Consider the following 24,455-nt stretch of genomic DNA (forward strand, 5'->3'; position numbering starts at 1 on the left):
TGTACTAAGAAAATTCCATTAATTAGGCTCGAGTGGGTTCAAAAACAGTGATTCACCGGTTATTCATTTATAATATTCAAAATATCTAGATAAAGTAAAAGGCACCTGTCTGGGTGCCTTTTGATTTCGCTCTATAGATGATACGGTGAGCCTTATCATAAGTAGGGCGAAATTAATTGCTAGTTTACAACGAGCAACGTCAAAGGCCAACGTTGATCAGGGTATGATGGATCCATGTCTGCTTCGTGTGATATTCGATTTCTTCGGTTAACGATTAGATTTTGTTACAAAACACCCCAGCACCAAAACAAGTATGGCGAGAATAAATTCAATCCAAAAAACCGTTTGTAGGCCGGTAAGAACACTCTGTGTTTTCTCATGCACCGCAGTGGGATCGAGCGAATGTTGAAGATAACGATTGGATCCGGATGACATGACGCCAACGAACAAAGCGATGCCCATTCCCCGGCAATTTGTTGGAGCGTATTGTATATGGCTGTGCCATGGGCGACTAGATGACGCGGAAGTTGATTTAATCCCGTTGTCTGTGCCGGCATGACGACGAACGATATGCCAACAAATAAGAGGATATGATTAAAAAGAACGAAACCTTGCGCAGTATCGCTGTCGATACCGGCAAACAGCCATAAGGATATGGCGATCAAGAGCAATCCGGGCACTATGACGAATCTCGGCCCAAATTTATCGAATAATTTTCCCGTCACCGGCATCATCATTGCGTTTAAAATACAGCCGGGCATCAGAAGTAAACCTGCCGCGAATGCTGTCAGTTGCATCACATTCTGCAAATAGATAGGCAGCAATGTCGTGGTGGCGAATAGAACCATCATCAGGACGACTACCAATACCGCAACCAAAGAAAAAGTGCGATGCCGGAATACGGACAGATCAATCAACGGCTCTCTGATCTTGAGCTGCCTCCATATAAGCAAGAGCAAGAAGAGGCTTCCTAGAGCAATCAAACCGTAACCCTTAAGCTCAGACCAAACATTTGTTCGTCCGAAGCCGTAGATGACGCAACCGAAACCGATGGTCGATAACATAATGGATAAAAGATCGACCCTTGGCTTGGTTAGTTCTGTCACATTCTTTAAGTACAGGAATGCATAAATAATTGAAAACAATGCGACAGGAATCACCATAAAGAATAGCCATCGCCAGTGTAAGGTATCGATGACCAGACCAGACAAAGCTGGCCCGATGACAGGGGCGACCATAATGACCAGCCCCATGAGCCCCATGGCCGCACCCCGCCGTTCTAGAGGATAAAGAGCGAGAATCGTATTCATCATCAACGGAACCAATAATCCTGTCCCGCAAGCTTGAACGACCCTGCCCGTCAGCAAAATTTCGAATCCAGGGGATCCTGCACACAAGCAGGTGCCGGCTAAAAATAACGCCATCGCAGACATAAACATCTGGCGAGTCGTGAACCACTGCTGCAGCAATGCGGTCACCGGCACCAGTACGCCGATCACGAGCATATAACCCGTCGATAACCATTGTATGGTCGAAGCAGAAACGTTGAATTCCCGCATCAAACCAGGAAACGCATTGACAAGTAAATTTTCGCTAAGAAAAGCAACAAATGCGCCTATGAGCAGCGCGGCTAACATAGGCCCTCTCCTCAATCTGCTTGCTTCGCTAGCCTGTTCGTTCATCTTGTACCTCCCGAACGTTCTTTTTGTTCTGTCCTTGACACCGAATGGCCGGCCTGTCGTGCAAGTTATCCTTCATCATCGAATTTGCCGATTGACCGTACCCTGACAAGTTCATGTCCGCCATTCATGTCCATGTACCCGTAGCATTCTGCTTCGGGCGTTTTACCGTAAAGGAGCATAAATCTGATTTTGTCCACTCTGTTCATGCAGTGCAGTCCCTCCTTTTCTGTCTACCTTCTCCCATTGACCTGAAGAGAATTTTACGTGAAGCTGGATGAATTGGAAAAAGCGAAAATGCTTCTCATTCGCGGGAATTCATTCCTAATTCGAAACCATTAGTGGGGCGCCCCCGTTTTTTCGCTCATTCGCGCATTATCTCTTGACAGGATGAGGTTTGGGGATTATGATATCGTGCCGGTTAACTCAATAGGGTAAATCAATAAAAAGGCCGACTTTTCGAAGTGCCTTGGCACCGAATCGTCAGCCTGTCGTGCAGATCATAAAAAAAGCTTTTTGCGGAAAACTAGCAGGAGACTTGGAAAGCTCGTTGAATGGTAGGGGTTAGGTTGAGAACAAGTAGTGGCGAGGGATAACGTGGAAAACAACGATAGTAACGCAACGACCGCTTCCCGGTATTTTATCGGGGAACGGTCGTTTCATTTTGGTTATAATGTAAGTAAGCAAAGTTCAGTAATTTTCAGAAAGCAGGATAAATCTTAATGATATTCAATCAAAAACAGCGTTATCGCTTCAGCGATGCACCGATATGGGCCCTACAGAGGCAATATTACGAAGAAGAAGGATTGAAGGCTTGGAACAACGATCAAGTGCCGCAATACATAACGAGCAATCCGATGATCGCGATCGCATACGCAGAAATGATTTTCGGTTTACTTCAAGATCGGGCGAATAAGGGATATGGCTCGGAGCCCGTGATGATCGTGGAGCTTGGAGCGGGAGCGGGGCGTTTTGCTTACCATGTGTTGCGCGAGTTATCCCGGTTGAGGGATTACGCAGGGATCGCATTGCCTGCGTTCCAGTATGTGATGACGGATCTGGCGATGAACAATGTTCGGGCTTGGAAGGAGCATCCCGCTCTGCAAGCTTTTATTGCCGAGGGGATCTTGGACTTCTCGCGGTTCGATGCTATGCATGATACATCCCTGCACCTCGAACTGTCAGACGTAATGATTCGTCAAGGGGACTTACAACAACCGTTAGTCATTGTAGCCAACTACTTTTTTGACAGCATCCCGCAAGAGTTGCTTTATATAGGCGATGGACAGGTTTATGAAGCGGACGTGTACGTCGAATATCCCGAACATCATGATTTACTGAAACCATCGGAATTGCTGAATCAAATCGTTTTAAGTTATGAGCATCGGCGGGCGGCGGAGTACGAACAAGAAACCTATCCATACCGCGATGTCATTGCCGTCTACAAGGAGCAGCTCGAAGATTCGCATATTTTATTCCCCGTCGCAGGATTGAATTGCTTAGAGCGACTAAACAAGTTGTCGCAGCATGGATTTCTATTAGTCACGGCTGATAAAGGATATCACTTGCTCGATAGCTGGAAATTCGCAGAGCCGCCGGAGTTGATCCTGCACGGCAGTTTTTCTTTAACGGCAAACTACCATGCGATTCAATATGTCTTTGAACAAAGAGGAGCTGCGGCGTTATTTCCACCGCATCATTTTAAAAATATTAATGTGGGTTGCATTCTCAATTTGGAACAACCGATGGACTATGCCCAAACGAGATTAGCTTATCGTCGGTTTATCGAACGCTTTGGACCGGACGAATTTTTTAGCATGAAGGTATGGGTAGATCGCAATTTAGAGAGCATGGATCTGCAGCAAATCTTAAGTTTTTGGCGTTTGGGCGGATACGATGCGGAATTTTTCATTCAGAGCACGAAGCGGATCTCTGGTCTAATGTCGGATGTGAATGATGAAGAACGGCAGGATCTTTTGACAGGCATACAGCAAATGTGGTCCTCGTACTATGTCATGGAGCAGCGGTACGATCTTGCGCTCGATGCGGGGTTGGTACTGTTTGAGATGAGTATGTACGAGGAGTCCAAACGGTTTTTGGAAATATCGATCCTTGAAGAGCAAGATGAAGTCGTATCGACCGTATACTATTGTCTAGCTATTTGTTGTTTCGAGTTAGAGTTATTCAAAGAGGCATCGCATTACTTGCGTGAGTTATTAGTGCTCGATCCTGGTCATGAAGAGGCAATGGCATTGTTAAGAATAAACACGGAAAGCGAGTAATCGATAAGACGAAGAGGGGGAAACCGAAATGAAGACGATCAAGTGCATGATGGAACACATGTACTGGGCGGACGAACGCATCTTGGACGCGCTTAAGGAGAGTGGGACGAAGGACAAGGACCTTCTGAAGCTGGTTCGGCACGTCGCGGCGGCGGAACGAGTCTGGCTGTCCCGATTGCAGGGCAAGGGCAGCGCGCCATATTCGTTGTGGGAAGAAGCGGAAGACTTGACGGCGATCCGGACGATGTTCGAAGAAAACGCCGAGCAATATCGCGTCTATATCGAAGGGCTCGAGGAATCCGAGTTGGACGAGATGGTTGACTATGCGAACCAGAGCGGGGTTCCGTTCCGAACGTCCGTCCGGGACATCCTGTCGCAGGTTCTCCTACATGGGCAATATCACCGGGGCCAGATCAACCGGGGACTTCGGATCGAATCGGCAGAGCCTGCCCAAGTCGATTACATCACGTTCGCGAGGCTCTAACAGGGCCTAATAATCACCATTATTCGGAATGGGATTGGCATTGAACTAACGAATACGATAGTTGAATCACCGACAATCAGGCCGCCGATCACTTCGGTGGCTTTCTGTGCGCGGGGCTATACTTAGGTCGATTTTCACCGATAGCCGCGTTAAACTGAACCGTACCACAAGTATTGGCGAACTTTATGAATTAACTCTGCTCTGGAGGTATCTATCCTATGGAACTATTTAAGGAGCCAATTCTATATAAAGATCCGCTGCTTCGTATTCAAGTGCGTAGCTTTCACACTACGGCAATATGTCAGCATGGGTGGCATTTTCATCCGCAGTTAGAGATTATTGCTGTGCGATCTGGGAGAATGGAAATTCATACACCAGCTGAAGTTTACCACTTGCGAGCGGGTGATGTGTTAATTTTGGGTTCCTGCCAGCCCCATCTCGATCTGAGAAAAGAAAACGAAGTTGTTGATTATGTTGTGATCCAATTCGAGCTGGAGGCATTCTTAGATTCCAACATGCTTCCTGTCCTTTATTTGTTTCAGGAATCATTGCTGCCTTTGGTAAGGTTAAACTCATTGGCTAGGGATAATTCCGAATTGCGGCAACAATTATACAGCACGGTAATGGAATTGCAGCAGGAGCATGAACAGAAGCAAAGAGGCTATGAGATGGCCATTAACTATTTGGTGAAGAAATGTCTTTTTTTATTATTACGTCATGACAATGAGGGGTTATTAGAACATAACCGATCGATGAACTATGCCAAGCTAAAGGTAGTCTTTGATTATGTGGAAGCTCATTTGTCCGATAAAATAACGGTTGAGCAGGCTTGTCTTCTCGTCAATTTCAGCTATACCTATTTCCTTAAATATTTTAAACAGACCCTGGGCGTTACCTTCACTGACTATGTCATTCAACGCAGAATCAAATATGCAGAGCGCTTGCTTCTGACCGAAGATCTCAGTATTGCTCAGATTGCTGAGCGTGTCGGCTTGCCGAACATTTCACATTTCTACAAGTTGTTTAAACGAGTCCATCATTGTTCCCCTAAAAGCTTTAAAGACACCATCATAGCCAGAGCTAACGAAACCATTCATGGCAGGGACGGATGATCACAACAGAATAGCATCATTGTGGAGTAGTATCGGATATTGGAAGCCTGTTTCAATACAGATACGCTAGAAGAAGAGAATAGATAAAAAATCTTCGAGGTGACTTCAAATGGTGCAAGAAGTAGATTATAAACGAAAATGGTGGAAAGAAAGCGTAGTGTATCAAATCTACCCGAGAAGTTTCATGGATACCAATGGAGATGGCATTGGAGATCTTAAAGGGATTATTTCGAAGCTTGATTATCTACATAATTTAGGCGTTGACGTGATTTGGATCTGTCCCTTCTACAAAACTCCAAACGCTGATAACGGTTATGATATTAGTGATTATTATGCTGTTTCTGAGGAATTCGGAACAATGGCAGATTTTGAACAGTTATTGTCAGAAGCTCATCGCAAAGGAATCAAGGTTATCGCAGATTTAGTCTTAAACCATACTTCTGATGAGCATCCTTGGTTCGTTGAATCCCGTGAATCCAAAGACAGCCCTAAACGAGATTTTTATATATGGAAGAAAGCGAAAGAAAACAAGGAGCCACCATCCAATTGGGCGTCATTCTTTGGAGGTTCTGCGTGGGAATATGATGAACAGTCAGCGGAGTATTATTTACACCTTTTCACCCAAAAGCAACCGGATCTGAATTGGGAGAATCCGCTTTTGATTGAGGAGCTTCATCGCATGGTACGATGGTGGCTTGATAAAGGCTTGGATGGCTTTCGTATCGATGCTATCAATCATATCGTCAAGATGGAAAATTATCCGGATGCAGAAGCGCCGGCTCATGAGAAAATCGTATCCGCACATCATTTATGTTCAAATCTTCCAAAAGTACACGATCATATTCAAAATCTCAATCGAGAAGTGTTTAGTCACTATGACATCATGACCGTCGGGGAAGCTGCAAACACGGGCCCAGAAGAGGCTCTGTTGTATGTGGATGAAAATCGGGCCGAGCTTAATATGGTCATTCACTTTGAGCATTTAGGCATGGACAGTAGCAATGGAGGTCTTGAGAGTTGGGAGAAGACTCCTTGGTCGATTGATGATTATAGAGATGTCGTTACCCATCAATTTTATCGTCAAGCACAGAAGGAAGGTTGGACGGAGGATCGGATCATGAGAGCCATCCACCAATCAAGCAGAGACAACGCCCGAACGCCCATGCAATGGAATGATCAAGCTCATGGCGGGTTCACAACCGGAACGCCTTGGGTTCAAGCCAATCCCAATGCGAGATGGATCAATGTGGAGTCTGCTGTGAAAGATCCAAACTCCATATTGAACTATTACAAGAAATTAATTTCTCTTCGCAAAGAGCATCTCGTTGCAGTCTATGGTAAATATGAATCCATTTTCCTTGAGAATACGTCCATTCTAGCCTTTTCAAGGACTTTAAGAAATGAACAATTGGTCGTGGTTATGAACTTCTCGGCCGCATCGGCACATGTGGAAATCCCCGAGGTTTCAGCCGACAAATCTATTAAATTGTTGCTTTCCAATGTAGAGTCAGATTTGGTCGAAACACGGGTTGATGACCGTCTTCAGCCTTACGAGGCCAGAATTTATTTAAGGGGGGTTATACCATGCTGACTAAATTACCAACAAGGGGATCTAAGGGTGTCCGATTTGTTTATTATACGGATACTCCCGTTGATAGTGTTGCTCTAGCAGGGACCTTTAATAATTGGAATGGTGATAGAAACTACATGGACAGAATGGAAGATGGGACAGGTTGGGAGATTGAATTGCCTATTCTTAAGGGAAGACATCTCTACAAATTTGTGGTGAATGGGGAAGCATGGATAGTAGACCCGTTGAATCCGAGTATTTCAGAAGATGGGCAGAATAACTCTGCGATTACGGTAACTGAAAATGGTGACGTACTGATCCGAACAAATGAGATTTCAAAAAGTCACCCGGGATATATGTATGAGAACTTTACAGCTCTTTCTAGTCCGGAATGGCTTAAAAAATCGGTCATTTATGAGCTTCATCTCCGTGCGTACACGGACAACGGTTTCCGTGGACTTGCTGATCAGATAGATTATTTTAAAGAGTTGGGAATCAATACGCTTTGGCTAATGCCGTTTAATGAAGTGGGGCATGAACGTAGGATTGGTAAATACGGTGATCCCTACGCGGTAAAAGATTTTTATTCGATAGACCCTGAATTCGGAACCAAAGATGATTTATTGTTATTTATGCGCAAAGCCCATGAGAACGGGATCAGAGTCATTTTGGATTGGGTCTTAAACCGTACTAGCAGGGATCATATTCTGACAGATAGTCATCCGGAATATTTTACTCATAATGAACAACAGGAGATCTACTATGATGTTCCTCATCGTGAATATTTTGCCGGTTTACAATTTAGCAGTCGCGACATGAGGAAGTATGTCATTGAAGCTATGAAATACTGGATTGCCGAGTTTGATTTTGACGGAATTCGATTGGATGATTCGGACATTACCCCTATGATTTCCTCACGGAAATTAAGCAAGCCTTACAGGAAGTCAGAGCTGATCTCATCCTAATCTCTCAGTCATACGATGAATATCATCATATTGAAGCCTGTGATTTAACCTACAACGGAAATCCTCGAATTCTTATTCGTCAGATGATCGATAGAACGATTACACAGCATGATTTTATAACGATTCATAACTCTTACAAGTACAGCTTTCCTAAAAATTCTCTGAGGATGAATTGGCTTGAGGAAAAAGAACAGTCCAGAATCGGGGAGTATTTAGGCGTGGAGCATGCAGGGCCTGCCGCTTCGATCTTACTCACGCTCGAAGGCGTTCCCTTCATCATGATGGGACAGGAGTTTAATGAGAATACGATGGAAACATGGACGTCTTTATTCGATGAGTACAAACTCAACTGGGATTCGTTCGATACAAGGATGTTCGAGCACTATAAATTCCTGATCCACCTTCGAACAAATGAGCCGGCATTTTGGGCTGGCGAACTAGAATTCATACGCAACTCGAAAGACATGGTGTTGTCCTACATAAGGCAGCACGAAGGCGTCAAACTTTTGATTGTCGTTAATTTGTCGGAGGACCCTGTTCTCGTTCAGTTTGATCAGGAAACCCTGGCAGACGAATTTATCAAAGATAGGAGTAATATGCTCTATCGTACCGGAGGGGACGATCTTCACGCCGAGAAAGATTACTCAGCATTATGGATGAATAGCTATGAAACTATCATATATAAAATAGGGGAATGCATGAAAGAGGAGGGCCTCTAGAATGTACCCGCCATTTGATTTGACTGGTAAGGTTGCCATGATCACAGGAGCTAGTAAAGGGATCGGGTTTGGGCTTGCAAAAGCATTGGCTCACGCCGGCGCGAAGGTTGCCGTTGCAGCAAGAAACAGGGAACAACTAGATCATTTGGTATCGGAAATCCGGGCTGACGGAGGCGACGCTGTAGCTTTTACACTGGATGTTCGGGATGTTAAGGAGATCGACTCGGTAATACATCAGGTAAAAATACACTTTGGAAAAATAGATATTTTAGTTAACAATGCCGGACTGGGTGATAATCATCCAGCGGTCGATGTTACGGAAGAAGCTTGGGACAACATGATGGATGTGAACCTCAAAGGCTTGTTTTTCTGTTGTCAATCGGCGGGGAAGATTATGCTCGCTCAGGGATATGGCAAGATCATAAACATGAGCTCACAGGCTAGTGTCGTTGGCATCGTAGATCATGCCGTATATTGTGCCTCCAAGGGCGGGGTTAATCAGCTGACGAAAGTTCTGGCATTGGAATGGTCCGCTAAGGGTGTGAATGTGAACGCAGTCGGACCAACCTTTACGTATACTCCAGGAAATTCAGAGCGTCTGGATGATCCCGCTTATTTAGAAGGGGTACTGGCAAGAATACCTAACCGACGTTTAGCTGAGATTAGCGATGTCGCAGGTGCTGTCATCTATCTTGCTTCACCAGCAAGCGATATGGTAACGGGTGTCACTCTAATGGTTGACGGAGGTTGGACTGCGCAGTAAACGACTTAAGCCCGCATCAAAATAATTTGCAAAAAGGGCACCGAAATCGGTGCCCTCCCCCAGCTGCTGGCGTTTCCGTCATTTCCTTAAATATGACGGCAGGAGAAGTCGTGCGTATAGACGCTAGCACTACCTTCAAGGCCGGTTTAATTGTGTATTAAGCTCGGGCGGATGCCTGAATAAATCCCGGGCATGAGGGTAGTGACAGGTTGCTGGTTGGTGACCTGTTTGCAAATGGGTTTAGGTTAAAAACAAAATTCGTGTTCGTAAATCGAATTAATCCTTTCCAAAACGTTCCGCGCTTGATCTTTAGATTTTAATTCCGCAACCTGATCTTTCAACAAAAACACGCCGGTTTCATTCTGGTGTTGCCCGAGGGCACCTTCATACAGCCTGTTGGCTCCGTGGGTTGGCGGAGAGAAGAACAGTTTCATCAACAGGGCGACCAATAGGGGCAGTCCGGAATTTTTTCCTTTCCTTAGCGTGTTGTTGCCACCCGGATCAACGCTGCGGATCTTGATATCATCCTTGGCAAGCTGCGGCGCGATGGCCTGGGTCCACAGCGAGAGCGCTAACTTGGAGGTGGCATAAGGACCAAGCAGCTTGCGAAAGCTTTTGGGGCGCTCCAGGCTCTCGATAGTAAACTCTTTTGTAAATTTTAGAGCTGAAGATGAGGTGTTGATCACCGTTTTTAAGCGACCGCTTTTTATAAGTTCCTTCAATTCCATCAGAATAATATACGGAACGACTGTCATCAGCTCATAATGATACTCGCGTCCTTGTTTCGAATAGCTCAGCTCGGAAAAGGAACCTCCGGCGTTGTTGAACAAAATATCGATCCGCTGCTCCTTGCTTTTGACTTCTTCCAAAGCCCGTCTCAAGGCGGCATAATCGGCAAGATTATCCGTCTTATAAATTCGAAGCCATCCCCTCTGGATTGCTTCTTGGATCCTCCTATCGTCCGGCGGAAAGTCGGAACGGTTCAAAGCAACCACTTGCCAGTTTTCTGACAGCAATTTCCGGGTTAAAGCCAACCCGATCCCTGCGCTTGCGCCCGTAATTGCGGCGATATTTTCACGTTGTCCCTTATTCATTGCATGTCTCCTCCTACCGGGTTATTTCTCCTGATAAGGTTCACTCTATAACTTGGAGTCGACTCCAAGTCAAGACTGAAAAACCAATTTTTGTCCAAAGGATAAAGGACTTGACTTGGAGCCAGCACCAAGATGTATAATGCACAAAAAAAGCCTCTGGGAGGGAACAGGATGAAGGAAGGGCAGACTTTTACGATAAAGCAAACCGCCAAGCAAACCGGAATTTCTGAAGATACGATTCGTTATTACGAAAAGATCGCGCTGCTCCCCCGGGCTGAACGGAAGGACAACGGGCACCGCATCTACCGGCAGGAGGACATCGAGACAATCCGGCTGATAACTTGTATGAAAAAAACGGGGATGCCGCTGGAAGAAATGCGGCCTTTTTTGGCGGTCTCCACGGATGCTGATCCCGCAGAATATCCCGAGCTGGTGGTGCTTTTAAGGAGCCACCGGGAAAATATCGTCAGCCAAATCTCATCTCTGCAGCAGGTTGTCGATTTTATCGACATGAAATTGGAGCAGGGAAGGTACCGGCGGGACTGCTCGGATGAGATTCAGGACGACGTGTCCGAAAACAGGATGGAAGAACCCAAACCCAAGTCGGTCTCGACGGATCAGATGAGTTATTTTTCCGTACCGGCCGGAATGGGCAAGTCACCAACCTCCGTAAGATAAAGATCAAAAATCCAAAAGGACTGAACATGAGGATCAGGAATAACAGAACCGATTGGATTCAAGATCAAGAAAAGCCGAGGAGAACTAGGAATGGATACCTGAATCTCGCTCGGCTTGAGAGCAAACCTTGTTAAGTTACTTATGATACGGTTCAACTCGTTTGGGGCTTATTTCTTGTTACAGACTGAATGATTCATACTCCCATGCTTGTAATCCGGCACCTATCATTCCGCTGCGGTTTCTCATACAAGCCGGTCCAATCCATACATCCTTATGCAAGGAGGGCATGGTTCTTTTCGCAACTTCATCACGAAGTGGGCCGAAGAGAGGTTCGCCGATTTCAGCAACACCGCCGCCAATGACGATTGCATCGGGATTAAGAATATGAATTAAGCTGGAGATGCCGGCCCCCAAAGCCATGATAACTTCATCCATGATTTGGGTTGAATCCGAGTCCCCTTGGAGCCAGCGACGCACTACTTCTTTGGATTCAATAGGAATAGGATTTCCAGCAATCCCTTTCCTCTCTTGCAATTCTTGCATCATCCTGGCAATGCCTGTCCCAGAAGCATATAGCTCTAGGCAGCCTATGCCTCCGCAAATACATGTGGGACCCTTGTAATTGACAGACATATGCCCAATCTCTCCGGCCGCACCCCATGACCCGTGTACAAGTTTGCCATCAATGACGACGGCACCCCCAACCCCTGTCCCAAGCGCAAGACAGAGCATATGACGTGCCTTCGATCCGATGCCGAAGTACTTTTCAGTCAACGCAAGGACATTGACATCGTTATCCACATATACGGGTAATGAAAATTTTTGTTCGAGAATACTTTTTATCGGTGTACCGGTATATCCAGGAATCAAATCTAATCCGTATTGAACTGTTCCTGTCTCCCAGTGAATTTGTCCCGCTGTTCCGATACCAATTCCTTTAAAGGGTGTTCCCTGAAACGCTGGTCCTGCTTTTTGAACAACACATTCAATCGCTTCGATGATTCTTGAGATGACATCCTGCTGATGGACCAAAGTGGGCAAATAATGTTCCGCAATCACATCACCCTGACGGTTAATTACACCCGCATGTATTTTAGTCCCGCCAACATCAACGCCGACAGCGAATGGAGCTTCTTGGGAATTTGCCCTGGGTTCCATGTTGTATCACCGTTTTTCTATTTAATTTCCGTATTCCGATTGCTGTATTTCGTCAGGGCTTGCATATATTTCTGCGTGATGAGTTGCGGACGGGTAATGGCACTGCCGACTACGACATAAGTGGCGCCTGCCTCCAAAGCCCTCGCCGCTTCGTCCGGCGTCCAAATTCGACCTTCGGCAACTACGGGCACCTTTACCAGCTCACTAAGCCTTTCAATTAATAAAAAATCTGGCTTCTCTTGCTGCGGACTGTAGGGCGTGTATCCCGATAATGTAGTGCCGATTAGATCTACTCCCAGTCTTTCCGCCGCTAAACCCTCTTCCAGTGTGGAAATATCAGCCATTACGCCGACACCTTGTTCATGGGCATAATCGATCAATAGGTTAACTTGCTCCAACCGGTTTTCCCGTTCCGTTACATCCAAAGCGACAATATCCGCACCAGCCTCAATGATCGCCTTCACTTCTTCCAGCGTAGGCGTTATAAATATGGCGGAATCGGGAATTACTCTTTTAATTAAACCGATAACCGGAAGATTTACTGCCTGTTTTATGCGGCGAATGTCTTCCTCACCGTTAGTCCGAATTCCGATCGCTCCAGCCATTTCAGCTGCCTTCGCCATTTTGGTCATGGTGTCGCCACTGTACAGCGGTTCGTCGGGAAGCGCTTGACAGGATACGATCAACCCTCTCTTTTCAAACCATTTACTCGTCAGCATCACACACGAATCCCTTCGCTTTTGGCTTCCTCAATATAATGAAGGATTTTATGGTTAAGTGCTTCAATCTTCGAATAATCCGACTCTGGAATCGGAGAAATCGGCATTCTTGGAATACCGGTATCGATCCCGCGTAATTTCAAGATCAACTTGCTGGCTCCGTACAAAGAAGGAAATGCCACCAATTCTGTAATGATTTCATTGACTTTAATTTGCCAATGCTGTGCTTCGGCAATCTTGCCTTCTGCGAAACATTGCTCAATCTTCATAAATAACTCAGGCATAACGCCATAAGTACCGCCAATTCCAGCCTCAGCGCCCATTATAAGTCCTGCTACATACTGTTCGTCTGGTCCGTTGAATAAAATAAAATCTTCGCCGCCAATGCGTTTAAACTGCTGAAGCTCATATGTGCTGTCCGTTGTGATTTTGACGCCAATGACTTTATCTTGTTTGGCCAGCTTACCCAATAGATCTTTCGAAAGATGGAAGCCGGTTGTCGCAGGGATATGGTACATGATAAAAGGAAGTGATGAGCTATCAATAATCGCTTGCCAATGTTCTTCCACGCCTTTTTCTGAAATTCGGTAGTAAATGGATGGCACTGCAGAAATTGCATCGGCTCCCACGGATTCGGCATGAACAGTCAATTCAACGCAATCACGTGTGGAGGCTGCGCCAATGTGCGCGATTACAATCAGTTCCCCTCGTACTTCTTCCATGACTGCTTGCAGTATTTGTTTGCGTTCTTCCACACTTTGCAGCATACCTTCGCCAGTGCTTCCCGCCAAATAAAGTCCTTTTACACCAATATCAGCATAATGTCTAGCAAGCTTTTTCGCTCGTTCCGGTGAAACCTCTCCCTGTTCGTCATAGCACGAGTTCATAGCAATAAATACACCCTTGAATTTGTTTAAATCGTATGGTTTCATTTGATAGACCTCCGTTATTTTTGATTTTAAGTTTCTATACCACGATATTTTGAGGCTCTCTTCCGTTTAATACATCGATAATGGCTTTGGCGATAGTCAAGCTTTCATACTGTAAACTCTCACAAGTGGTTCCTCCGATATGAGGCATACAAATGACGTTATCTAGCTTCAGCAGCGGATTTTGTGGGTTAACCGGCTCTTCTTCAAACACATCAAGTGCGGCTGAAGCTACCTTTTGTGAACAAAGCGCCCGATAGAGAGCTTTCTCGTCTACTAAGCTGCCTCTAGCTGCATTGATGACAGAGGCGCCTTCCTTAAGCAATGCAAATTGCTTGTCTCCAATCAGGTGATGCGTTTCTTTCATATATGGTGTATGTAGGCTAATAATGTCAGAGTTTCCAAGCAAATGGTCCAATTCCACGAATGTGACGCCTAGTTCTTCTGCACGCAGATGATTTGGGAACACGTCATAAGCCAGTATGTTTGTTTCAAAAACAGATAGAAGCGAAGCAATCTTTTGGGAGATTTGGCCAAATCCGATGAGGCCGATTGTTTTCCCCTTCAGTTCGGAGCCCATCATCGTGCGATTCCATTCACCTTCGAACATCTGTTGATTAAATATGGGAACATGCCTAAGCATCGTAATCATTAATCCGATGGTTAACTCTGCCACAGCGTTGGTGTTTGATCCCTTCGTGTTCGTAACCCGGATTCCGCGCTGCTTTGCCGTAGCCAAATCGATATTGTCTGTTCCAGATCCGGTCTTGGAGATAACCTTTAACTTCGACGCTTTTTCCAAAATGTGTTTATCCCACGATCCGTTCCCCCCTATCATGACTGCATCCAACTCGGGGAGCACATCCTCTAATTTATCAAAGGGAATGATAGGTTCAGACTGAATATCAATAATTTCAAATCCATTTTCACGTAGAAGTTCAGAAGCCTCGGGACATTGTTCTAGAAAATTAGGGATTCCTGCCAATACTTTTTTCATATGCTACGTTCCTTTCGACTTTCGACTATAAATTAACCTTTAACGCTTCCATCTGTTGCTCCACTTACCATGAATCGCGATCCCACAAAATAGAGAATGATGACAGGTATGGAAGCAATAATCGCGCCTGCCGTCAAAGTCCCCCATGGATAAACATCTTCCACGATTAACGAAGCCAACCCTAATGTAATCGTTTTAGAGTGTTCTTTGGTTATGATCACCAATGCATAAAGATATTCACTCCAACACAAGGTGAAGGAGAAAATAAGTGTGGTTATTATTCCAGGCCATGCGAGCGGCAATACTACTCTGAACATTGCTCCAAGCCTTGAACTCCCGTCAACGATTGCCGCTTCTTCAATCTCAACCGGAATTGATTTCATGTGGGCAACTAACATCCAAGTCGCATACGGAATAACGAACGTCGGATAAATTACCCCCAACCCTAGAATTGAGTTATTTAATCCTAGTAAACTGACGAAAATATATAATGGAATGTACATGACTGACTTCGGTATTAAATACGCATAAAGTATACTGCGCGAAAAAAAGTTTCTGAACCGAAAATTCAATCTACTCAGCGCAAAGGCTGCAAGTACGCTTACAAATAATGAACCAACGGAAACAAGCGCGGATATGACAAAGCTATTCGTTAATTGGATTACAAAATCACCTTTGAACAGCTTTACATACCCGGAAAAATCAAAGTTGCTTGGCCAATACGAAGGTATTGCTCGATAGATTTCCGCGTTAGATTTGAAAGATGTATTTAGCATCCAATAAACTGGGAATATAGCAAATATTAATAAAGCAAATAAAACGATATAAACACCAATCATGTTTTTTGGGGCACCCCTCTGGCCCATACAGATCCCTCCTAATCAACTAAAGTTTTATTCGTTACTTTATTAACTAAATAGATCATGAAAGGTAAGAACAAGATCGGTACAGCAACAGCTTTAGCCACGTCCATATTAATAAAGCCAACGATATAGCTATAAGTAGAAATCATATTTGTTGCATTGGATGGTCCGCCACCGGTAAGAAGCCATACGATTTCAAAATCATTCAAGGTCCAAATTGTCGTAACAAGCGCAGATAAATAAAGAACACTATTGATACCCGGCAGGGTGACATGCTTAAATCTTTGCCATTTATTCGCGCCATCCAGACTTGCTGCCTCATATAAATCGTGTGAAATGGTCTGTAATCCTGCAAGAACCGAAATACCGATAAACGGCAAGCCACGCCATACGTTAACAAGAATGACTGAGAACATCGCCATCGATGGGTCAGACAACCATAGTACGGGTTCACTTACGATTCGCATGCTCATCAGTATATGATTTAATACTCCACCCACATCCGAATAAAGCCACTTCCAAATGAGTATTGAAATCACAGTAGGCAGCGTCCATGGAATAATAAGTAACGAACGGAATATATTCCGCCCTCTGATAGGTTCGTTGATCACTAGTGCCATTACCGTACCGAGTACTACTTTCGCCACTACAGAACAAAGGGTAAACAAGAGAGTATGCAATACTGCCTTGAGAAACATACTATCCGTTAATAGCTCCCAATAATTTGCTAACCCGATGAACTCGCTCGGTGTTCCGATTTTTTTGTTGGTAAAGCTTATATAAACAGTCCACAATAGAGGGAAAAGCATCACAATAAGCAAATAGAGAAATACGGGTGAAAGAAGCATTACTGCTAACTGGTTGTCTTTACCCGTATATGAACTGTTTTTCTTTTTTATTTTCATCTCCATGTTCACTCCAGTATTCTCTTTATCTCCATACAGAGAAAGAAAAAACAAATAGGGTATGAACACACTATTTGTTTTTTTCACTGTTTAACAAATATTATGGAGTATAGATTTTCAGCATTTTGTCTTGGGCTTCTTTCAACGCTTTGTCGATTGAAATTTTATCAACTAAAATTCGTTGATACATCTGAGTAAGAATTTTTTGGTTATGTACTTCCGTCGCTTGCGACATATTCGGACCCGGATAACCGGTATACGTAAAGTACTCGAGTGAAGCGATAATTGGCTTATTGTATTCACTTTGCCAGAAAGGTTCATTTGCTAGATCAATATAAACAGGAGCGAACGTTGGCGCCACCGTTTCGATCCAGGTTTTATACCAACTTTTATCCATTACATATTGAATTAGTTCCTGGCTGAGCTCGGGCTCTTTGGTATTCTTGAATACGCCATTATAATTCGTTGAGCCAATTACCGTCGTTCCTTTCGGTCCTGCAGGCAACACGGCAACACCGGTGTTATTTTTTACATCATCAGGCGCATCCTTCAGCGCACCAACCACAGAAGCCGCATTAATAATCATAGCCGTTTGGCCTGACAAATAGGCTTTATTATTACCGCTGTCATCCCAGGATACGGATGTTGGAGGAACTGATTTATCTACTACAACCATATCTGTTAACATTTTTACAACGCTGGACATTTCAGGCGTATCCATCGTAGGTGTTTTGCCATCCGCACTGTTTAGTGATGCTCCTAATGACCAAGTAATACTTCTTTTTTCATTTTCCGAGTCATTTGCAGAGCCGAATACAAGACCAGCGCCGTAAACACCTTTGTTTGTTTCAGTAACTTTCTTGGCTACTTCTCTGAATTCATCCCATGTTTTCGGAGGTGCGTCATATCCGGCTTTTGCAAGCATGTCTTTTCTGTAAAAGAGAACCGTAGCAGAGTTATACAGCGGGATACCGTAAATCTTGCCGTCAACCGAAGCATAGTCTAATCCCTTTTTAAATAACTCGCCATTAACTTTATTAATATTGTTTGAAAGATCGGATAGATCCAACAACAAATCTTTTTCCTGAAATTGTTTAATGACTTCCGGAATTAAAAATGCAACATCCGGCGTTTGTTTAGACTCTATCGCTGCGCTATATTTTTCAGTCATGCTGCTTGAAGAGATAAGTTCAACATTTACAGTAACATTCTTCTCCTTCCCAAATTGCTCCATGCGCTTTTTCAATAGCTCGTCGGCTTCTGCGGAGAACGTTTGTTTAACCCACACCGTCAATTTTTTAGCACCTGTTTTTTCTGTGCCTTTCTCGCTGCTTTGTGAGGCTTCATTTGTTGTGTTACCACTACTGCAAGCGCTTAAAATTGTAATAGAAGCAAGCGTTAAAAAAGCCCATTTTTTACCAACCATGAATTACGAACCTCCCTAGGAATCTTTTTGGTTTTTTAGGTGAAATTTTAGTTCTCGGTTACTGTTGTCGTTCTGCATACTTTTGAATGTAGACCCCCGTTTTCCAAATTTATGCAGCAAGGACTAACCAAATCTGGTGGTCGGACCTCTAATGGTCAGACCACTTGGTTAATAATGTTATCTCATGCTAATTAGCATGTCAATCGTTGACAAATAAAATAAAAGAGTTAGTATTGAATGAGGTCCGACCATTTTAGGGGATACCATTGATCATATAGATAAGTGAATTTTAAAATTGAATCACAAATGGGAGCTAATAATGGGAACAGTAAAAAAACAAGAAAGAAGTACACTTGCCAATGATGTCTCTAAATATTTAAAACAATATATTATCGATAACAACATCGGACCGGGACAAAAACTTCCATCGGAACGAGAATTGTCCAATACACTCCAAGTTAGTCGACAAATACTGAGAGAGGGTTTGCGTAGCCTAGAAAGCACCGGTATTATTTCGATTCGCCACGGTGATGGAGCAATTGTGCAGTCACACAATTTAACTCCCTTGCTTGAACAACTCATGTTTTTATGGAAAATGGATAATAAAAAAATTAGTCAGTTGTTGGATCTTCGTCAGATTTTTGAATTGGCAGCCGTCGATAAGATTATTGCAAATGCAACCGAAGCAGACTTCCAGATGCTTAGAGATCTTACCCTGCAAATGGCACAACCTGCTGCAGATACCAAAGCCATTCAAGAAGCCGATATCGAGTTTCATAGGGCATTAATCACTGCCACGCACAACGAAATGTTCATGCAGCTTACCGACTTGATTATTGAATACTTTTCGAAAGTTTCGCACTACGATATGGGACCTTTCAGTGTAGAGCAGTGGGTCCAAAATCACTTGTCCATTGTTGATGCGTTGGAAAAGAAAGATGAGATCCTTGCCAAGCAGGTACTTCGCGATCACTTGGATAACTCCCGCCAATATTTGATAGATATCGATGGGGTCGTCTAGTATTTTTCCTATCAATCCTTCTTAAATGACTAATGGCTTCGCCCTTTGTGAAAAAAGAGCGAAGCCATTTGGTTTTTTGGAATTTATTAGATTTTTTATATTTTCTGCCTCGGTGCAGAATGAAACGGACTAGCGTAATGTCGAACGCTAGTCCGTTTTTGTTTGTTCATTTTTCTGCTTTATGAGCTGCTTTCGCTCGATATGGGCCACTCCCCATTGATGTAAGGTTTCCAACACCGGAGACAGGCTCATGCCGTATTCCGTGATGGAGTATTCCACTTTAGGCGGGATTTGCGGATAAATGACTCGTTTAACGATCTCTTCCTCCTCCAATTCACGCAGATGGAGCGTAAGCATCCTTTGAGTGATATCGGGCAGCAATCTTCTTAGCTCATTGAACCGCAAAGGTTTACCTTGAAGCAAATGATAAAGGATAATCGGCTTCCATTTGCCGACGATCGAATCCAGAGCCGCAACGAATTGACATTGGACAGGGTTCTTTTGCATACGTTGGCCTCCATTACAGTACCTTTTTTAATACTATAGCACATTAATGATCCTACTTACCATAAGTAAGTAAATATTATATGATCAACCTTGAAAGTGTACTTAATTTAATTACAGAAAGGAAGTTTTGATTATGGAAACTGTACTGTACATCACCGCTCATCCCCTTGATCCTCAGGAATCTTTTAGCCTCGCGGTAGGAAGAGAATTTATTGAAGCGTATCGTGAGGCAAATCCAACTGATGAAGTTGTTCATTTGGATATGTACAAGGAGGATATTCCGCAATTTGATGCCGATGTCTTACGCGGTTGGGGAAAACTTCGATCGGGTTCGTCTTTCGATCAATTGTCTGATGCCGAGAAATTAAAAGTAGCTCGTCTTGAGGCGATTGTTGATCAATACGTGGCTGCCGATAAGTATGTGTATGTTTCTCCTATGTGGAATTTCTCGATCCCACCGGTTTTGAAAGCATACACGGATGCGACTTCAATTCCGGGCAAGACGTTCAAATATACCCAAAATGGTCCTATAGGTCTGTTGTCCGGCAAGAAAGCCTTACACATTCAAGCTAGCGGTTCCGTTTATTCGGAAGGTCCTCTTGCTCCAATTGAAATGGGATACAGTTATCTTACTAAGGTTTTACAGTTCTATGGGATTCAATCTATTGAGGCCATTTTTGTTGAAGGAACGGCCTCATTAGAGCAAGCTCCAGCTATTAAAGAAAAAGCAATTGCAGCTGCTAAGGAATTCGCCAAACGTTTCTAATAAAGGGGCATTAAAGTTCTTTAACAGGCTGAGGGCGCTCAAAAGAGTGCCCTGTTCTGCGTTTATATCAATGCGCTGTTTCTGTTCGCCGGAAAGATTCACCCAATTAAGGTTCATTAAAGGTTCCAGCCTTATACTGCGTACAGGCAGATAGGGAGGCAAACGGAATGAAGAAAATAAATGATGTTAAGTTGGCGCTTGATGTTGTCATGGGCGTATTGTTCGTCTTGTTTTTCAACAAAAATGTGTTAGGCGGGTTAGCGTTTCATGAAATTGCTGGCCTCTTTTTTGCAGGCGCATACGTCACTCATATTCTTTTGAATTTGGGTTGGGTGAAGCGGGTCACATTAAAAATGTTCGATCGCAGATTGTCATGGAGAGTGCGCGGCAGTTATGCATTGAATTTCTTGTTGTTGGTGTCCATGACGTTCATCATCGTCAGCGGGATCATGGTTTCCCATGTGGTATTTCCGAATATTAACGTGGGCGATGAGGGTTGGTTTAAAATGACGCATATCTCGGTATCTTTCTTGGTGCTGGCGTTAATCGGGATCCATGTCGGGCTTCATTGGCAGTGGGTCGTGAACATGTGCAAGAAAATGACCAGCGTAAAGAAGAGCCGAGCTTGGATGCGGTATGTTGCTCAAGGCGTAACTTTAATCGTGTTGCTGTTCGGTCTATACCAAATCAATCAAACATCGTATGTTACTCATCTAAAAAGCTCGGTTTCGGCATTCGGGTGAACACGCAGCAAACAGGCATCGAAGGCAGGGAGTCTTTCCAAAATGGTGAACGAAGCGGAATGAATGGAGGGAGTCGTTCCGGCGGAGAAGGTCAATCTGGATTCCGTCGAGGGGGAAAGGGAGGTAACGTGAACGTGAACGTCGCGAACGTTATTTTGACTTATACCGGAATCATGGCCGTGTTCGTCATTGTAGCCTATTATTTGAGAAAATTGAGCTTATACCGTAAGAATAAGACTGTTGCAAACCCGAATTAAGGAACTGATAATACGAGGAGTGTTCATACATGAAAAACAAAAAGCTGAAAAGCATAAGCGCCATTACTTTGGCCGCATTACTTACCGTGTCCGCCGTGGGGTGCTCTAAGGCACAAGTCGGCAGCGAGGATGCTGCTGCAACCACTCAAACAGCAACTTCGACCGCGTCATCAAACGCAACGTCAGCAGCTGGAGCTTCCGTTCTGGACACATCGGAATTATTCAGTGATCGGGATTTAGAACAGTCGGCGGATCTTGCAACGGCAACGCAAATGAATTTGGTTAGCAATCAAGACGTGACACTGAATAAGGAAGGCGTTTATGTCTTAAGTGGCGAGGTGGAAAATGCGACGGTGGTGGTTGATGCTGCCGAGGATGCCAAAGTTCAAATCGTCCTCAACGGCGTCCGTATAACCAATGAAGATTCACCTGCCATTTATGTGAAAGCAGCGGATAAAGTATTCGTTACATCCACTGACAGTGAGAACAACATGGAGGTTTCCGGAAGCTATGTGGCGGATGGCGATACCAATTTGGATGCGGTCATTTTCTCAAAAGCGGATATAACCCTGAATGGAACCGGAACCTTAGAGATCGTATCGAATCAAGGTAATGGTATCGCTTCAAAGGATGATCTTAAAATTACCGGAGGCGTGTACACCATTCATTCATCTGCGGATGCTATAGAGGCCAATGATGCCATTCTTATTAGTGATGGAACGATTACAATTGATACGGATAAGGATGCCTTGCATAGCGAAAACGATGAGGATGGTTCCCTTGGAAATATCTATATAAAAGGTGGAGTGTTAAATATCACCGCTGCCGATGATGCCATCACCGGCAACAACGTTGTTCAAATAGATGGCGGCACCATTAACATTAAGACCTCTGAAGAAGGTATCGAGGCAAACAATATCAAGGTGAATGATGGTCAGATTACATTGTATGCGAATAATGATGGCATCAACGCCACACCAAAAGTCAATTCTAATGCAGCGATTGAAGTCAATGGCGGTACGATTGATGTAAGTATGGCTAGCGGTGATACGGATGCATTTGATTCAAACGGTGATATTTATATTAATGGAGGTACCATTAATGTAAAAGCAGCATCCGCCTTTGACGCGGATGGTACAGCTCAATTGAATGGCGGCAATGTCACGGTCAATGGAGAACAAATCACGCAAATCACGCAATCACGCGGGGGTGGAGGTCGAGGGGGAGCAGGCGGTGGTGGAAGAGTGCGCCAATAGTGTAGGAGCCAAGAAGCGCCCGAGAGATCCCTCGATGAAGAGGATCCCTCGGGCGTTTTTGCTGATCGCGAGACGAAACGAGATACTGTGTTTATAATTAAGCTAGTAGTTAATATTTGTAAGTTGATATTGTGAGCAAGGAGGAAGTCAATCGTGCTGTTTCGAAAAGCGATTACAACCGATATACCGCAGTTAATTAAATTTCGTAAGATATTGCTAGGTCATGAGGACAACAGCAGTATGGATGAAACATTCGGAAACTACTTTGATTCCTCATTATCGGACAAGTCACTCGTTGTATGGGTTGCCGATGATGACGGAGTAGTTGTATCAACAGTATGTTTTTGCTTATGTCGACTTGCACCGCGCTTTGAAAATCCTTCTGGATTAGTTGCATACATGGCTAATGTTTTCACAATCCCAAATTACCGTCGTCAAGGTATAGTATCCAGACTTATTAGTGAAGCCATAGACGATTTGAAGACGCAAGGAATTAGAAAAATTCTGCTGCATTCGTCTGATATGGCTAAACCGATGTATGAAAGTTTTGGTTTTGTTGAAGGAAATAACTATATGTTCATAAATATTTGATGCTAGATGTAGAAATCAGAGCAGCTGAATCGACATAATAACGAAACCAAATTCCAATAGGGTTAAGGAGGCTTTAGTGTATGAGTTATGTTGCAGACGGTGCTCGGAATCGATGCAGCTCGAATTGCGTCTGCCTTCATCACCAAGCCCTCCACCATGAGTCAGCGACTTACTCGGGCAAAAGCAAAAATTCGTGCCGAACGCCTCACTTTCGAAATGCCTGATGCAGAAGAGATTCCGGATCGTCTCGGGCCCGTTCTGGAGGCCATTTATGCTGCTTATGGGAGCGGGTAGGATGAGGCGGCTATTGCAGATTCGCCTCGCAGGGGATTGGCAGAGGAAGCCATTTATTTGGGAAAGCTGCTTCTCCAATTCGCCCCCCGCGAACCGGAGGTTTACGGTCTTCTGGCGCTTATGCTGCACTGCGAAGCGCGCCGCGAGGCGCGGCATGACGACGAGGGGAACTATATTCCCCTCTCCGAGCAAGATTGCGCGCGATGGGATCAACGCTTGATCATGGAGGCGGAGCGTTATCTGCATACCGCCTCGCAGGCCGGGGGAATCGGTCGCTTCCAACTCATGGCCGCGATTCAGTCGGTACATGCGCAGCGCTTATGGACGGGGCGTATCGAGTGGGCTGCAATTGCTCAGTTGTACGAGGGCCTCGTTCGTAAATACCCCGCGCTGGGAGCGTATGTCGGTCGAGCCGCCGCAGTCGCGGAAGCTTTTGGACCGGAACACGGCATTGCCTTATTGGAAGCTATACCATCTGAAGATGTTGTCAACTGCCAGCCCTATTGGGCGCTTTCCGGTCATCTGTACAAGCAGATGAATCGGCAAGAAGACGCCCGTTCTGCTTATAGCCGTGCTATTGGACTAAGCTCGGACGTTCCCGTTCGACAATTTTTAAGCCGCAAAGCTGCCGAGATCGAAATGCGGCAACGATAAGGGTTTTCGGAGGGCACCCGCTT

The 24,455-nt window shown here is 44.5% G+C and carries 24 protein-coding genes and 1 pseudogene; 15 read left to right on the plus strand and 10 right to left on the minus strand.

Annotated elements, in window-relative coordinates; all coding sequences use genetic code 11:
- Positions 1 to 267 precede the first annotated feature (267 nt).
- A pseudogene (locus tag D3H35_RS24770) lies at positions 268 to 1,682 on the minus strand (MDR family MFS transporter).
- A gap of 719 nt (positions 1,683 to 2,401) precedes the next feature.
- Between D3H35_RS24770 and D3H35_RS24775 the strand changes: the two are divergent.
- From D3H35_RS24775 to D3H35_RS24800, 7 genes are all read left to right on the plus strand, one after another.
- Entirely contained in the window at positions 2,402 to 3,961 is a 1,560-nt protein-coding gene (locus D3H35_RS24775) for an SAM-dependent methyltransferase (protein WP_199728593.1), read from the plus strand.
- Between the two features lie 28 nt (positions 3,962 to 3,989).
- Complete coding sequence (locus tag D3H35_RS24780) at positions 3,990 to 4,445, plus strand: DinB family protein (protein ID WP_119151814.1); 456 nt, start codon at positions 3,990 to 3,992, stop codon at positions 4,443 to 4,445.
- Positions 4,446 to 4,663: 218 nt separating this feature from the next.
- A complete protein-coding gene (locus D3H35_RS24785) occupies positions 4,664 to 5,557 on the plus strand; it encodes an AraC family transcriptional regulator (RefSeq protein ID WP_119151815.1) in 894 nt (297 codons plus the stop codon).
- A gap of 109 nt (positions 5,558 to 5,666) precedes the next feature.
- A complete protein-coding gene (locus D3H35_RS24790; RefSeq protein ID WP_119151816.1) occupies positions 5,667 to 7,148 on the plus strand; it encodes a glycoside hydrolase family 13 protein in 1,482 nt (493 codons plus the stop codon).
- A complete protein-coding gene (locus D3H35_RS32885; protein WP_233568127.1) occupies positions 7,142 to 8,092 on the plus strand; it encodes an alpha-amylase family glycosyl hydrolase in 951 nt (316 codons plus the stop codon). The genes D3H35_RS24790 and D3H35_RS32885 overlap by 7 nt, the downstream gene beginning before the upstream one ends.
- A gap of 218 nt (positions 8,093 to 8,310) precedes the next feature.
- Positions 8,311 to 8,811 (plus strand): alpha-glucosidase C-terminal domain-containing protein, encoded by a 501-nt coding sequence (locus D3H35_RS32890; protein WP_233568128.1) that lies wholly within the window; start codon positions 8,311 to 8,313, stop codon positions 8,809 to 8,811.
- A 1-nt stretch (position 8,812) separates the two neighbouring features.
- Complete coding sequence (locus D3H35_RS24800; RefSeq protein WP_119151817.1) at positions 8,813 to 9,574, plus strand: SDR family NAD(P)-dependent oxidoreductase; 762 nt, start codon at positions 8,813 to 8,815, stop codon at positions 9,572 to 9,574.
- Positions 9,575 to 9,819: 245 nt separating this feature from the next.
- Here D3H35_RS24800 and D3H35_RS24805 read toward each other — a convergent pair whose 3' ends face one another.
- Entirely contained in the window at positions 9,820 to 10,668 is an 849-nt protein-coding gene (locus D3H35_RS24805; protein WP_119151818.1) for an SDR family NAD(P)-dependent oxidoreductase, read from the minus strand.
- A 171-nt stretch (positions 10,669 to 10,839) separates the two neighbouring features.
- Between D3H35_RS24805 and D3H35_RS24810 the strand changes: the two genes are divergently transcribed.
- Positions 10,840 to 11,346: a MerR family transcriptional regulator gene (locus D3H35_RS24810; RefSeq protein WP_119151819.1), complete on the plus strand. Its 507-nt coding sequence runs from the start codon at positions 10,840 to 10,842 to the stop codon at positions 11,344 to 11,346.
- Between the two features lie 177 nt (positions 11,347 to 11,523).
- Here the strand turns inward: D3H35_RS24810 and D3H35_RS24815 are convergent, their stop codons facing one another.
- The 7 genes from D3H35_RS24815 to D3H35_RS24845 all read right to left on the minus strand — a co-directional run bounded on the left by D3H35_RS24815 (position 11,524) and on the right by D3H35_RS24845 (position 18,343).
- Positions 11,524 to 12,504, minus strand: a complete 981-nt coding sequence (locus D3H35_RS24815) for an ROK family protein (RefSeq protein ID WP_119151820.1) — start codon at positions 12,502 to 12,504, stop codon at positions 11,524 to 11,526.
- A 17-nt stretch (positions 12,505 to 12,521) separates the two neighbouring features.
- Positions 12,522 to 13,223: an N-acetylmannosamine-6-phosphate 2-epimerase gene (locus D3H35_RS24820; protein WP_119151821.1), complete on the minus strand. Its 702-nt coding sequence runs from the start codon at positions 13,221 to 13,223 to the stop codon at positions 12,522 to 12,524.
- Entirely contained in the window at positions 13,223 to 14,155 is a 933-nt protein-coding gene (locus D3H35_RS24825) for a dihydrodipicolinate synthase family protein (protein WP_119151822.1), read from the minus strand. Before D3H35_RS24825 ends, D3H35_RS24820 begins: the two co-directional genes overlap by 1 nt.
- 34 nt (positions 14,156 to 14,189) lie before the next feature.
- Positions 14,190 to 15,149: a phosphoglycerate dehydrogenase gene (locus tag D3H35_RS24830; protein WP_119151823.1), complete on the minus strand. Its 960-nt coding sequence runs from the start codon at positions 15,147 to 15,149 to the stop codon at positions 14,190 to 14,192.
- A 32-nt stretch (positions 15,150 to 15,181) separates the two neighbouring features.
- On the minus strand, positions 15,182 to 16,015 hold the full coding sequence (locus D3H35_RS24835) for a carbohydrate ABC transporter permease (RefSeq protein ID WP_119151824.1): 834 nt from the start codon (positions 16,013 to 16,015) through the stop codon (positions 15,182 to 15,184).
- 11 nt (positions 16,016 to 16,026) lie between these two features.
- Positions 16,027 to 16,923 carry a carbohydrate ABC transporter permease gene (locus D3H35_RS24840; protein ID WP_119151946.1) on the minus strand — a complete coding sequence of 299 codons (897 nt, stop codon included), beginning with the start codon at positions 16,921 to 16,923 and terminating at the stop codon, positions 16,027 to 16,029.
- Between the two features lie 94 nt (positions 16,924 to 17,017).
- Positions 17,018 to 18,343 carry an ABC transporter substrate-binding protein gene (locus D3H35_RS24845; RefSeq protein ID WP_119151825.1) on the minus strand — a complete coding sequence of 442 codons (1,326 nt, stop codon included), beginning with the start codon at positions 18,341 to 18,343 and terminating at the stop codon, positions 17,018 to 17,020.
- A 319-nt stretch (positions 18,344 to 18,662) separates the two neighbouring features.
- Here D3H35_RS24845 and D3H35_RS24850 point away from each other — a divergent pair, with 319 nt between their 5' ends.
- A complete protein-coding gene (locus D3H35_RS24850) occupies positions 18,663 to 19,364 on the plus strand; it encodes a FadR/GntR family transcriptional regulator (RefSeq protein WP_119151826.1) in 702 nt (233 codons plus the stop codon).
- 147 nt (positions 19,365 to 19,511) lie between these two features.
- Here the strand turns inward: D3H35_RS24850 and D3H35_RS24855 are convergent, their stop codons facing one another.
- Positions 19,512 to 19,871: a winged helix-turn-helix transcriptional regulator gene (locus D3H35_RS24855; RefSeq protein ID WP_119151827.1), complete on the minus strand. Its 360-nt coding sequence runs from the start codon at positions 19,869 to 19,871 to the stop codon at positions 19,512 to 19,514.
- Positions 19,872 to 20,004: 133 nt separating this feature from the next.
- On the opposite strand from D3H35_RS24855, the gene D3H35_RS24860 reads away from it, so the two are divergent.
- From D3H35_RS24860 to D3H35_RS24880, 6 genes are all read left to right on the plus strand, one after another.
- Entirely contained in the window at positions 20,005 to 20,637 is a 633-nt protein-coding gene (locus tag D3H35_RS24860; RefSeq protein WP_119151828.1) for an NAD(P)H-dependent oxidoreductase, read from the plus strand.
- Positions 20,638 to 20,804: 167 nt separating this feature from the next.
- Positions 20,805 to 21,380 carry a DUF4405 domain-containing protein gene (locus D3H35_RS24865; protein ID WP_119151829.1) on the plus strand — a complete coding sequence of 192 codons (576 nt, stop codon included), beginning with the start codon at positions 20,805 to 20,807 and terminating at the stop codon, positions 21,378 to 21,380.
- 134 nt (positions 21,381 to 21,514) lie between these two features.
- Complete coding sequence (locus D3H35_RS33680; protein WP_267901438.1) at positions 21,515 to 21,637, plus strand: hypothetical protein; 123 nt, start codon at positions 21,515 to 21,517, stop codon at positions 21,635 to 21,637.
- Positions 21,638 to 21,666: 29 nt separating this feature from the next.
- Positions 21,667 to 22,893: a carbohydrate-binding domain-containing protein gene (locus D3H35_RS24870; RefSeq protein ID WP_119151830.1), complete on the plus strand. Its 1,227-nt coding sequence runs from the start codon at positions 21,667 to 21,669 to the stop codon at positions 22,891 to 22,893.
- Between the two features lie 153 nt (positions 22,894 to 23,046).
- A complete protein-coding gene (locus D3H35_RS24875) occupies positions 23,047 to 23,484 on the plus strand; it encodes a GNAT family N-acetyltransferase (RefSeq protein WP_158594252.1) in 438 nt (145 codons plus the stop codon).
- A gap of 306 nt (positions 23,485 to 23,790) precedes the next feature.
- A complete protein-coding gene (locus D3H35_RS24880) occupies positions 23,791 to 24,432 on the plus strand; it encodes a DUF6596 domain-containing protein (protein ID WP_325050154.1) in 642 nt (213 codons plus the stop codon).
- The last annotated feature ends 23 nt before the right edge of the window (positions 24,433 to 24,455 follow it).

Origin of the sequence: Cohnella faecalis, assembly GCF_003570905.1 — a bacterium.
GTDB lineage: Bacteria > Bacillota > Bacilli > Paenibacillales > Paenibacillaceae > Cohnella > Cohnella faecalis.